Here is an 11,492-nt window from a genome sequence, read left to right on the forward strand (position 1 = left end):
CATGGAACCGACCAAATTTGACATAAAATATGCCGCCGTGCGGCGCGCGATTATCGAGCAATCCTTTGCGCACTTAAACGACCGCCAGCGAGAGGCGGTATTCACCACCGAAGGTCCGCTGCTCATTCTCGCAGGCGCGGGCAGCGGCAAAACCACCGTGCTCATCAACCGCATTGTCAACATCCTGCGCTTTGGGCAGGGACTGACCAGCGAATTTGCCCCTGAGGGCGCAACCGAGGCTGATCTTCTGTTCCTGACCGAATACCTGACCGCACCCAAGCCGGAAAACCGCGCGCGCGCCGAAAAGCTGTGCGCGGTCGACGCCGCGCGCCCGTGGCAGGTCATCGCCATTACCTTCACCAACAAGGCCGCGCGCGAGTTGCGCGATCGTCTGCTGGCGGCTTTACCCGATGAACAGGCGGCAAACGACGTCTGGGCCTACACCTTTCACACAGCCTGCCTGCGTATTCTGCGCCGCCACAGCGATTTGCTGGGTTTTGACAGTGCGTTCACGATCTACGACGAGGATGACAAAAAGCGCGTTGTCACCAATGTGATGAAGCAGCTCAATCTTGATACCAAAACCTTTGACCCGCGCACAGTCATCAGTATGATAAGCCGCGCCAAGGACAAGCTGATGACGCCAAAGCAGTTTGCCGCGGATGCCGCGGGCGACTACTTCCGCGAAAAAGTATCGGACGTCTACAAGCTGTACGAAAAAGAGATGCGCAAGGCGTGCGCGCTCGACTTTGACGACATCATCATGAAAACCGTCCTGCTGCTGCAAAGCAATCCGGACGTGCTGGACTATTATCAGCGGCAGTTCCGCTATGTGCTGGTGGACGAGTATCAGGACACCAACTATGCCCAATATGTGCTGACCAGCCTGCTGGCGGGGCATTATGAGAATATCTGCGTGGTCGGTGACGACGATCAGAGTATCTACAAATTCCGGGGCGCGACCATCGCCAACATTCTGGAGTTTGAAAAGCAGTTTAAAAACGCCAAAACCATCCGTCTGGAGCAGAATTACCGCTCGACCGGCAACATTCTGAGCGCCGCCAACGAGGTCATCCGAAACAACGTCGGCCGCAAGGGCAAGGAACTTTGGACCGATCAGGCGGGCGGCTCGAAAATACACCTGCACCGCTCGGACAGCCAGGAGGGGGAGGCCGCTTACATCGCAGACACCATCCGCGAGGGGGTGGAAGCAGGCCGCCGGTGGGGCGATTTTGCGATTTTGTACCGCAACAACGTCCTTTCGGATAACATTGCCGCCGCGTTCATCCGTGCAGGCATTCCCTATCGCGTCTATAAGGGCCGCGACTTCTTCTCGCGCGCCGAGGTGCGCGATATGTTCGCCTATCTGTGGGTGCTCGAAAACCCGGCGGACGAGCTGCGTCTGCGCCGCATCATCAACGTGCCCACGCGCAAAATCGGAGACAAGTCGATCGAAACCGCGTCCCAAATCGCGCTGGAAAGCGGTATGCTGCTGTATGATGTTGTGCGCAATGCCTCGCAGTTTGCGCCGCTCGCGCGCAGTGCTGCCGCGATGGAAAAATTCGGCGTGATGATGGAAAACCTGCGCCAGCAGCGGGAGTTTCTCTCGCTCTCTGAATTATATGACGAGCTGCTTGAGAAAACCGGCTATCGCCATGCCCTTGAAGAGAAGGGCGGCATGGAAGAACAAGGCCGTTTGGAGCACATCGAAGAACTGAAATCCTACATCGTCGACTATGAGGCAAAGAACGAAGCGCCCACGCTGGGTGGCTTTTTGGAAAACATGGCGCTCTACACCGATGCCGACCAGTCTGCCGAGGACGAGGACGCGGTGCTGATGATGACCATGCACTCGGCCAAGGGGCTGGAGTTCCCTATCGTGTTCCTTGCAGGCATGGAGGACGGTCTGTTCCCCGGTTTCCGCGCGATGGAGCGCGAGGAGGATATGGAGGAGGAGCGACGGCTTTGCTATGTTGCGGTCACGCGCGCCAGAGAACAGCTCTATCTCACCTGCGCCGAGCGCCGTCTGCTGTACGGCCGCACGCAGTACGCACATCCCTCCCGTTTCATCGACGAAATGCCGCGTGAGCTGCTCGACAGCAACATCGTGGAAAGCCGCATGTTTTCCTCGGCCACCCAGCCCGAACCCGGCCTGCCCCGCGCACAAATCACCCGTGCGCGCATGCTCTCATCCGCGTCCTCGGTTGCTGCTCCCAAGGCGGCGGGCGCGCCGCTGCCGGATTTCCCGGCGGGCTGTCGCGTGCACCACAAGGCCTTTGGCGACGGCATGATCGTATCGGTAAAACCGATGGGAAATGACGCACTGCTCGAAATCGCGTTCGACCAGAAAGGCACCAAGCGGCTGATGGCCAAGGCAGCGGCAAATTTCATGCAGAAAATCTGAAAAATGCAAAAAAGCAAGGCGGTTGCCGATTGGCAGCCGCCTTTTTCTCTTCTCTCACACCTTATCCGACCCACGCACGGGAAACGCCGCCCGGAACCACAGAAAGCCCGCGGCAAACGCCGCAACGCCCAGCACCGCCACCAGAATAAACCAGCGGTCGGAGCCCATGACATACCAGCCCTCGCCACCGATCTGAAACAGCGTCATCACCGCCATCAGGCCGAGCAGTACAAGCGTGGCCACCATCACTGCGCCGTTGATGACCGCAAGCAGATATTTGGCCCAGTGCTGTCCCACACCATACAGTACCGCGGGCAACACATATATCGCCGCGGCCAGCATGGCTGCAACCCACATTGTGCGGCTGCCAAAGCTGCCGAAATACGGGATACTGCCCTGCATCGTGGGAGAAAGCGATATGGCAAGCACGATCATCACCCAGATCACTGCCAGACCCACCGCCCAGACAATCACCGATTTCCGCACCGTTTTCCCCATCGTTTCCACCCCTTTCCAGTATCTGCTTTCAGTTTAACCCAGCCTGCGCGGCCTGTCAATGTCAATCTTCCGGCACCAAAAAAGCGGGCCGCATCCCGCATGCTGCCCGCTCTATTCTATCAGTTTTTTACGCAGCGCTTCTATGGCGCGTTTTTCGATACGCGACACCTGCACCTGTGACACGCCGATGATTTTAGACACCTGTTGTTGGGTCAGGTCGCGCGAAAAACGAAGCGAAAGCACCTGCCGCTCACGCTCCGGCAATGTTCCAATCGCCTCGCTCAGCGACAGGTACAAGCAGGTGCGCTCCTCCATACCCTCATCGCCCACCAGATCGCCCAGCCGCCCGCCGCCGGACAGCTCACGCTCAAACGAATCCACCGTCACATCAGCCTGCTCGCAGGAGGCGACCTCTTCCACGGTCAGTCCGGCCGCGGCGGCAACCTCAGTCACGGTAGGCGAGCGTCCGGTGCGCCCCTCCAGCTCGGCCTGAACGCGCCGCACACGCATTGCGCGCTCCTTCACCGCGCGCCCGACCTTGACCGCGCCGTCGTCCCGCAAAAACCGTCGAATCTCGCCCGCAATTTTGGGCACCGCATAAGTAGAAAACTCGTTGCCGAGCGCTGCGTCAAAGCCTCGCACCGCCTTGATAAAGCCTACACAGGCCAGCTGATACAGGTCATCCGGATCTACGCCATGCCCATAGTACCGCCGCGCAATCGACCAGATAAGTCCGCTGTTGTCCTCGATCAGCTGCGCTTCCGCATCGCGATCCCCCGCCGCTGCACGCTCGAGCAGGTCGCGCATCGTACCGGTCACGCGCTGCGCTCCCGCAAGAGCTTCACCATCGTCACCATCGTCCCCTTACCCGGAGTGGAGCGCACGCGCAGCTTGTCCGTGAACGATTCCATAATGGTAAAGCCCATGCCGCTGCGGGTGTCATCCCCTGTGGTGAACATGGGCTGACGCGCCTGCTCGACATTCTCGATACCGCGTCCGGTGTCCTTGACCTTGATTTCCAGTATACGCCCTTCCATCAGCCGCACCGTGACCGTGATAAACCCGCTTTTATCCGCATAACCATGGACAATCGCATTGGTGACCGCCTCGGACACCACGGTTTTGATGTCGCCCAGCTCCTCCATCGTTGGGTCGAGCTGTGCCACAAACGCGCCCACCGCTTGTCTGGCAAACGCTTCGTTGACCGAGTGGCTTTCAAATTTCAGGCTCATTTTATTGATGACCGCGCGCAAATTACTCCCCCCTCTCGAAAATCATGACCTGCGGCAGACCCGCCGCTTCAAACACGCGCATCGGCTGCGGCGGCGTGCCGCGCACCACAAAATCGCAGCCGCTGCGCGCACAGGTACGGTGCAGATGCAGCACGACCGCAAGACCCGAGCTGTCCATAAACGTCAGTCCCGCCAAATTGAGCACCAGCTTTTCGCAGGGATAGAGCGCCATCAGATCCTCGCTCTGCTCAATGGCTTCCCGCGCGGCGTGGTGGTCCAGCTCGCCCGACAGCGAAACCGTCAGCACACCCTCGCTTTCCGCCTGTGTGATATGCAGCATATCCGTTTTCACCTCATTTTTCTGCCCAAACAAAAAGGGCTTGTACCCTCCCGGTACAAGCCCAAGTTTACCATTTTTTACCGTTTTATTCTGCCGCTTTCTGTCGCGTGCGCAGGATTTTTTCCGCTTCGCCAATCAGATACAGCGACCCGCAGACCAGCACGCAATCACGCTGTGCGGCCTTTTCCAGCGCCAGCCCGAGCGCACACGCAACTGTGTGACAGTCATACACCTCGCCGCAGTGCTGCTCCGCAATAGCCGCCGCAGTCTGCGCCGGCAGCGCGCGCGTATCCGCCTCCGGCGCGCAGGCAAAGAATACATCCGCGCGGCGCGCCATCTCATAAATACATTCCGCATATTCCTTGTCTTTGACCATGCCCATCACGACCAGCAGGCGGCGCATTTTGAGCATCTCATCCACCGTACGGGTGAGCGCCGCCACACCCGCGGCATTGTGCGCCCCGTCAAGCAGCACCAGCGGCTGGTCGCCCATGCGCTCGAGCCGCCCGGGCATACGCGCCCGCGCCAGTCCTCGTATCTCGGCCTCGGGCGAGATGCTCCAGCCGCGCTTTCGCAGCGCAGCAAACGTGCGCAGCGCAGTCTGCGCGTTTTGCAGCTGATGGCGACCGGGCATTGCAATCGTATAGCCTTGCCCGCCGTGTACAAACGCGGAGCCCGTGATATCGCACCGCAGCACCTGCATGTCCTGCATGCCGTCATACCAGACCGCGCCCACCGCGTCACACGCGCGCCGGATGGCCGGCAATGCCTCGTCCGGCTGCCCTTGTGCGCACACAACCGCGCAGTCAGGCTTGATGATCGCGGCCTTTTCCGCCGCGATTTCGGCAACCGTGTCACCCAGCACCGCCATATGATCGCGCGAAATCGGAGTAATGACACATACCTCGGGCGCTCGGATGATGTTGGTCGCGTCGTACCGGCCACCAAGACCGGTTTCCAGCACAACAATGTCGCATCGCTGCTCGGCAAAGTATAAAAACGCCAGCGCCGTTGTGAATTCAAACTCACCGATGTGCTCGCCCTCGGGCAGCACCAGCCCCTTGCAAACCTGCGCCACGCGCGCGGACAAGCGCGTCAAGTCTGCGTCCGGAATCATAACGCCGTCTACGCGGATGCGCTCATGAAACTGCACAAGGTAAGGCGAAGTGTACAGCCCGACATGATATCCCGCCGCGCGCAGCACGGAATCCAACATGCAGGCGGTAGAGCCTTTGCCGTTTGTACCCGCCAGATGCACAAATTTCAGTCCGTCCTGCGGATTGCCCAGCGCCGCGCACAGCGCGCGGATGCGATGCAGACCGGGCGCGCCGGAAAAGCGGCCGAGCGAGTGAATATAATCAACAGCGGTTTTGGGAATTTCGGTATCCATAATAAACCCTTTCCTGAAAAACAATATGCAACATTATACCATGCCTTGCCAAAAAGAAAAAGGAGAAACCGCAGTCTCCCCTTTTTCTATTGACCGACTGACTCAAAGCGCAATCTCCGGTCCCAGTTCGACCGCGCCGCTCGCAGCCTCTCCCGCGCTGCCCATGTCGCCTGCGGAAACCGAAGGCAACGGGCAGGCAGGCGGTGCCATAGTGGAAAACGCATCATAGGGGCTGTTCTTCCAACGCTTGTACTGCGTCGGTGTCTGCGTAATGCCGCCATTTGCCGTGGTCACGTCCGCGCGCATCCGCTTGGAACGCTGCTCCTTCTGCGCACGGCGCAAACGGCTGGCTTCTTCCTGTTTCTGCTCGCGCTCAGCGCGTTTTTTCTTTGCGCTGAGCAGTTGCTCGGCCTGCAAACGGCTGATTTTTCTCGATGCGCGCTGCAACAACGTGCGCAGCGAACGAATGGCGCGCCGTGCCTGGGCTGCATTCTCACTCGAGGACATGGCCTCGCCCTGCAAGTTATTGATTGCGCTGTTGATATCCGAAATGAGCATATTCACCTGCCCCACGCTCGCCGCACGGGCCAAGCGATGATACTTTCCCTTGGTCGAATAGTTGCGCGGGTTGGTGACGAAAATCGTCTTTTTCTCCTCCTTCGGTTTGTTCATCTCCGCAAACCAGTGCAGCAGCTTCCTTGCCTTCTCCATCTGCTCGGCCGCCGGCGACTTTTCAAAATACTTCCAAGTCTGCGCTTTCTCCTGGCTGACATACACGCCCGAGATATCCGTGACATTGAGCGTGCGCAACAGCCGCAGCAGCGTTTCGCATCCCTCCTGAAAGTCCTCCGGTCCCTGCGCCATCTTATCCAGAAAGGCCTGATCGATCACCAAATGTTTGCCGCCGCCCAGTCCAGCGGCAAGCTGCCGCAGTTCGTCTGTATCCTGTGCACTGCCGGTCACGATATCGATGCTGGGAAAGCTGTCGCGCAGGCTTTCCAGCACCTCATTGACCGCGCGCGTCCAGTCCGTGCGCTGCCAGTCCGTATCCAGCGTGACCGTATCCTGCGGCTCCATCTGTCCGGCAGAACGGTGCGTGTCCATGCCGGTATTGTGGCTCTGCTGCCCCGCCGCACGATAAAGCGCCCGTATTTGTTCAATTCGTTCCACCATGCTCTGTCCCTCCATCCCTTGCTGCCGGTTAAATTCCTTTATATGTAAATATCCGACCAAAACTGAAAAAAAGTAATGGACAGTTTCAACAATTTTTCAATATTGGTTTCGTATTAGGTGCAGAGAAACAAAAAAAATGTGCCGCAGGCCTGTTTGCCTGCGGCACTTGCATTTGAATTTGATAAAACAGCGTCAACCGAGGGCCGCGATGGATTCCTCCAGCTTTGCGAGATGCTCGCGCAGCTTTTCGGCCTTTTCGCGCTCAACCGCGACGACCTTTTCGGGCGCCTTATCAACGAACTTCGGGTTATTGAGCTTTTTCATCACGAACGCAATATCATCCTCGACCTTGGCCTTCTCCTTCTCAAGGCGCGCACGCTCGGCAGCAAAGTCGATGAGGTCTCCCATCGGCATATAGAGCTGCGCGTCGCCCGTGACGACCGACGCCATCTTGGCCGCGTCCGCGGGTACTGCGTCAATCAGCTCAATGCCGGACGCATAAGCGAGTTTCGGGAAGAAGCCTTCGCCGGCGGCAAAGGTGTCCTTTTTCGCGGTCAGGATGAGCACCTTGGCCTTTTTGGACGGCGGGACGTTCATCTCGCTGCGACGATTGCGGATGGCGCGCACCGCGTCCATCAGCGTCTCCATCTGCGCCTCTTCAGCGGCAAAGTGCAGCTTTTCGTCGTACTCCGGCCACTGGGACACCATGACCGACGGGCCTTCGTGCGGCAACGCCTGCCAGATGGTCTCGGTGATAAACGGCATGAACGGATGCAGCAGCTGCATCGCGCCGGACAGCACGTAGCACAGTACCTTCTGCACGTTCTCGTCGCCCGCCTGCAAACGGGTCTTGGCGATTTCGATATACCAGTCGCAGAAGTTATCCCAGATAAAGTCATTGAGCTTAGCAGCCGCCAGACCCAGTTCGTACTGGTCGATATTGCGGGTGACCTCGGCAACCAGCGTATTAAACTTGGACACGATCCACTTGTCCTCGAGCGCCAGCGTTTCGGGCAGCGCGGCAGCCTTATCCTTGCCGATGGTCAGATTCATCTGGATAAAGCGCGACGCATTCCAGATTTTGTTGCAGAAATTACGCGATGCCTGTACGCGCTCGTCCGAGAAACGCATGTCGTTTCCGGGGCTGTTGCCGGTCGCGAGCGTGAAGCGCAACGCGTCCGCGCCGTACTGGTCGATGATTTCCAGCGGGTCGATGCCGTTGCCCAGCGACTTGCTCATCTTCCGGCCTTGCGCGTCGCGCACCAGACCGTGGATATACACGGTGTCGAACGGGGTCTGGCCCATGTGCTCAACGCCCGAGAAAATCATACGCGCGACCCAGAAGAAGATGATATCGTAGCCGGTAACCAGCGTCGAGGTCGGATAGAAATAGTCGAGTTCGGGTGTCTTTTCCGGCCAGCCGAGCGTGGAGAACGGCCACAGCGCAGACGAGAACCAAGTATCCAGCACGTCCTCTTCCTGACGGACGTTCTTGGAGCCGCACTTCGGGCAAACATGCACGTCTTCCTTAGAGACGGTCATCTCGCCGCAGTCATCGCAGTAGAACGCCGGGATGCGGTGACCCCACCACAGCTGACGCGAAATGCACCAGTCGTGCACGTTTTCCATCCAGCGCAGATAGGTCTTGGAGAAGCGGTCGGGCACAAACTTGGTCTTGCCCTCGGTGACAACATCCATCGCGGGCTTGGCGAGCGGCGCCATCTTGACAAACCACTGCGCCGAGGTCATCGGCTCAACCGTCGTGCCGCAGCGGTAGCAGGTGCCGACATTGTGCTCGTGGTCCTCGGTCTTGACCAGATAGCCGCCCTCTTCGAGGTCCTTGATGACCGCCTTACGGCACTCGTAGCGGTCCATACCCTCGTATTTGCCGCCGTTTTCGTTGACGGTCGCGTCCTCGCCAAACACAAGAATCTGCTCGAGGTTGTGGCGCTGGCCCATCTCGAAGTCGTTCGGGTCGTGGCAGGGCGTAACCTTGACGCAGCCCGTACCAAACTCCATATCAACGTAATCATCGCCGAAAATCGGAATTTCACGGTTCATAATCGGCAGGATACAGGTCTTGCCAATCAGGTGCTTGTATCGCTCGTCGTTCGGGTTGACCGCAACGCCGGTATCGCCCATGAAGGTCTCCGGACGGGTGGTCGCAACAACCAGCTCGCCCGAACCGTCGGCCAGCGGGTAGCGGATGTGCCACAGCTTGCCCGGCTGTGTCTCGTACTCGACCTCCGCGTCGGAAAGCGCGGTCGTGCAGTGCGGACACCAGTTGATGATACGGTGGCCCTTGTAAATCAGGCCCTTGTTATAGAGGTTGACAAACACCTCGCGCACCGCTTTGGAGCAGCCCTCGTCCATCGTGAAGCGCTCACGCTCCCAGTCGCAGGACGAGCCGAGCTTTTTGAGCTGGCTGATGATGCGGTCGCCATACTTGTTCTTCCAGTCCCAAACGCGCTCGAGGAATTTCTCGCGGCCGAGGTCGTAACGGGTCAGGCCCTCTTCCTTGCGCAGGTTCTCTTCCACCTTAATCTGTGTGGCAATGCCCGCGTGGTCAGTGCCGGGCATCCACAGCGTTTCATAGCCCTGCATACGCTTGGTGCGGATGAGGATATCCTGCAAGGTTTCGTCGAACGCATGGCCCATGTGCAGTTGGCCGGTCACGTTCGGGGGCGGGATGACAATGGTATAGGGTTTCTTGTCCGGGTTGACCTCGGCATGGAAAAAGCCGGAGTCGTTCCAGAAGCTGTACAGCTTGTCCTCGACCGCTTTCGGGTCGTAGGTCTTGGGCAGTTCGCTCATGGGTCTATCTCCTTTTGAATTGAATTAACTGATTTTGGCGCGGCAGCGCCCCCTCTGGGGTGGCAGAGTCCCTTCTTGTTTCTCGCGACAGATGGGCGGAAACCGTCGGGCGGGGCGCACTCTTGCGCGCGCAGCGCGCCCTGAAGGAAGGGGGTGATTCGCAAGAGGGGGAAACCATGGGTTTGCCCCCTCTTGTGCGCCTGCGGCGCGCAGCCGCACGTTTCCCGCCGCCTGCGGAATACGGGCAAACAAAAAAGCACGCCGTCCGTATAGGACGAAGCGTGCTCCGTGGTACCACCTAACTTCGCGGCCAAAATGCCGCGCACTCGTTGACCCGTAACGTGGGCGGGACGGGACGGCTTACTGGTTTCAGCCCTCCTGCTCGAAAGCGACCTTCTTCCTTCCCGCCGAAGGGCTTGCACCGAACCGCCCTCTCTCTTGACGCGCGGGGATAGGAATACTCCTCTTTGTCATTGCATTTCGCGTATTAACTTAATCAGTATATCTACAAAAGCGGGGTTTGTCAAGGTTTTTGCGCCTCAGAAATGTCGATTTTGCCGTGTTCTTTTTCAAAGCGTCGAATATCCTGCCGAATCAAATACAGTACATGTCCATTGACCGAACGGCCTTCATATTCTGCAATGCAGTGCAGTTTCTCCAACGTGTCCGGCTCAATCCGAAAGCCAAAGTGTCTCCTATTATCCATTGAGCCACCCTCCATAGTCTTATTTTAAGTACACTTTAAGTCCTTTATGTGTTATAATGGTTCCAGTGTTCTTGAAGTGTACTTGACTTTTTATGGAGGTGTATCGCATGGATGAACTCAACTACAAGGATGCTTACCTGTATCTGGTGCGCGCAGTCGACGACCTTGTCCGCTATATGGAGCTGTCGGACGAAACCGCCGACCGCCAAACCGTCCTTTTCGGACTGCGGCAAGCTCTTTCCGGCGCGGAAGAGCGCGCCATCGAGTGAAAAATCACCCTGTAACTTGTGCTTTCCCGCGCCGCTGCTATAATTGAAATAGCCAAAGGAGGCATGTTATGTTCCGTAAACGCAAAATCCTGCTCGTGCTGCTTGCGGTAGCGGCGCTCGGCGTGGCATCCGGCCTTGCGTGGCACACCGTCGGCAAGCAGCAGACCATCCGCGCCGAGGTGCGCACCGCGCGCATGACGCAAATCGAAAACACCGTGCCGGACGGCATCCTGTCGGCGCAGGAGCTGCTTTCGCAGCCCGTCAAGCAGGACGGCGTGACCCTGCACCGCGCGGTCTACTATCCCCAGGCCGAGGCGCTCGTGTGCTTCTTCGAGAACGAGGACCCCAATCGCGACATTTATCCCGCCGCACTCCCCGACTGCAACGCCACCATACTGCCCGAATCCCACGGAGTGACGGCGTATCTTTTTGAAGGCGTGCCGGCCAATGCGCTTGCCGACGGCATAATCGTCGAGATGACCGACTGGCAATTTGAAAGCTGTAAACCGCTCACTTTCGTGCCTGACGTCTGATTTCACGCAAATTTGTGCATTTTTGTAGGTTTGTCAAACATATTGGACAGAGAACTCTAAGGGAGAAAACCAACCTAGAGGCCTCATGGGAAAGTTGTTGGAGTGGCGATTATGGATAGCGAGCTGCTTGGCG

Annotated in this window: 11 protein-coding genes and 1 other annotated feature; of the genes, 3 read left to right on the forward strand and 8 right to left on the reverse strand. The window is 58.3% G+C overall.

Features of this window, described 5'->3' with window-relative positions:
- Position 1 precedes the first annotated feature (1 nt).
- On the forward strand, positions 2-2,404 hold the full coding sequence (locus tag ACTQ3V_RS05465) for an ATP-dependent helicase (protein WP_441466636.1): 2,403 nt from the start codon (positions 2-4) through the stop codon (positions 2,402-2,404).
- 54 nt (positions 2,405-2,458) lie between these two features.
- Here the strand turns inward: ACTQ3V_RS05465 and ACTQ3V_RS05470 are convergent, their stop codons facing one another.
- From ACTQ3V_RS05470 to ACTQ3V_RS05505, 8 genes are all read right to left on the reverse strand, one after another.
- Positions 2,459-2,902: a DUF5391 family protein gene (locus ACTQ3V_RS05470; protein WP_441466637.1), complete on the reverse strand. Its 444-nt coding sequence runs from the start codon at positions 2,900-2,902 to the stop codon at positions 2,459-2,461.
- A gap of 111 nt (positions 2,903-3,013) precedes the next feature.
- Positions 3,014-3,721, reverse strand: coding sequence for a sigma-70 family RNA polymerase sigma factor (locus tag ACTQ3V_RS05475; protein WP_441466638.1), 708 nt, complete (start codon positions 3,719-3,721; stop codon positions 3,014-3,016).
- Positions 3,718-4,134, reverse strand: a complete 417-nt coding sequence (spoIIAB, locus tag ACTQ3V_RS05480) for an anti-sigma F factor (protein ID WP_441466648.1) — start codon at positions 4,132-4,134, stop codon at positions 3,718-3,720. Before spoIIAB ends, ACTQ3V_RS05475 begins: the two co-directional genes overlap by 4 nt.
- 22 nt (positions 4,135-4,156) lie before the next feature.
- Positions 4,157-4,474, reverse strand: coding sequence for an anti-sigma factor antagonist (locus ACTQ3V_RS05485; protein ID WP_441466639.1), 318 nt, complete (start codon positions 4,472-4,474; stop codon positions 4,157-4,159).
- An 85-nt stretch (positions 4,475-4,559) separates the two neighbouring features.
- A complete protein-coding gene (locus ACTQ3V_RS05490) occupies positions 4,560-5,864 on the reverse strand; it encodes a bifunctional folylpolyglutamate synthase/dihydrofolate synthase (protein ID WP_441466640.1) in 1,305 nt (434 codons plus the stop codon).
- A 102-nt stretch (positions 5,865-5,966) separates the two neighbouring features.
- Entirely contained in the window at positions 5,967-7,037 is a 1,071-nt protein-coding gene (locus ACTQ3V_RS05495) for a hypothetical protein (protein WP_441466641.1), read from the reverse strand.
- A 192-nt stretch (positions 7,038-7,229) separates the two neighbouring features.
- Entirely contained in the window at positions 7,230-9,851 is a 2,622-nt protein-coding gene (locus ACTQ3V_RS05500; protein ID WP_441466642.1) for a valine--tRNA ligase, read from the reverse strand.
- 267 nt (positions 9,852-10,118) lie between these two features.
- Positions 10,119-10,334, reverse strand: a binding site (T-box leader).
- 40 nt (positions 10,335-10,374) lie between these two features.
- Positions 10,375-10,557 carry a type II toxin-antitoxin system antitoxin gene (locus tag ACTQ3V_RS05505; protein ID WP_441466643.1) on the reverse strand — a complete coding sequence of 61 codons (183 nt, stop codon included), beginning with the start codon at positions 10,555-10,557 and terminating at the stop codon, positions 10,375-10,377.
- A gap of 107 nt (positions 10,558-10,664) precedes the next feature.
- On the opposite strand from ACTQ3V_RS05505, the gene ACTQ3V_RS05510 reads away from it, so the two are divergent.
- Both ACTQ3V_RS05510 and ACTQ3V_RS05515 read left to right on the forward strand, forming a co-directional pair.
- The gene (locus tag ACTQ3V_RS05510; RefSeq protein ID WP_441466644.1) at positions 10,665-10,826 is read left to right on the forward strand and encodes a hypothetical protein; all 162 of its coding nucleotides are present in this window, start codon (positions 10,665-10,667) and stop codon (positions 10,824-10,826) included.
- A gap of 68 nt (positions 10,827-10,894) precedes the next feature.
- Positions 10,895-11,359, forward strand: a complete 465-nt coding sequence (locus ACTQ3V_RS05515) for a hypothetical protein (RefSeq protein ID WP_441466645.1) — start codon at positions 10,895-10,897, stop codon at positions 11,357-11,359.
- The last annotated feature ends 133 nt before the right edge of the window (positions 11,360-11,492 follow it).

Source organism: Candidatus Agathobaculum pullicola, from assembly GCF_052117205.1.
GTDB classification, from domain to species: Bacteria; Bacillota; Clostridia; order Oscillospirales; family Butyricicoccaceae; genus Agathobaculum; species Agathobaculum pullicola.

Excerpts from the sequence above, each read along its gene's own strand:
- ACTQ3V_RS05485 (WP_441466639.1), bottom strand. The coding sequence starts at position 4,474 with ATGCTGCATATCACACAGGCGGAAAGCGAGGGTGTGCTGACGGTTTCG.
- ACTQ3V_RS05500 (WP_441466642.1), bottom strand. The coding sequence starts at position 9,851 with ATGAGCGAACTGCCCAAGACCTACGACCCGAAAGCGGTCGAGGACAAG.
- ACTQ3V_RS05470 (WP_441466637.1), bottom strand. The coding sequence starts at position 2,902 with ATGGGGAAAACGGTGCGGAAATCGGTGATTGTCTGGGCGGTGGGTCTG.
- ACTQ3V_RS05495 (WP_441466641.1), bottom strand. The coding sequence starts at position 7,037 with ATGGTGGAACGAATTGAACAAATACGGGCGCTTTATCGTGCGGCGGGG.
- ACTQ3V_RS05515 (WP_441466645.1), top strand. The coding sequence starts at position 10,895 with ATGTTCCGTAAACGCAAAATCCTGCTCGTGCTGCTTGCGGTAGCGGCG.
- ACTQ3V_RS05510 (WP_441466644.1), top strand. The coding sequence starts at position 10,665 with ATGGATGAACTCAACTACAAGGATGCTTACCTGTATCTGGTGCGCGCA.
- ACTQ3V_RS05490 (WP_441466640.1), bottom strand. The coding sequence starts at position 5,864 with ATGGATACCGAAATTCCCAAAACCGCTGTTGATTATATTCACTCGCTC.
- ACTQ3V_RS05465 (WP_441466636.1), top strand. The coding sequence starts at position 2 with ATGGAACCGACCAAATTTGACATAAAATATGCCGCCGTGCGGCGCGCG.
- ACTQ3V_RS05505 (WP_441466643.1), bottom strand. The coding sequence starts at position 10,557 with ATGGATAATAGGAGACACTTTGGCTTTCGGATTGAGCCGGACACGTTG.
- spoIIAB (WP_441466648.1), bottom strand. The coding sequence starts at position 4,134 with ATGAGCCTGAAATTTGAAAGCCACTCGGTCAACGAAGCGTTTGCCAGA.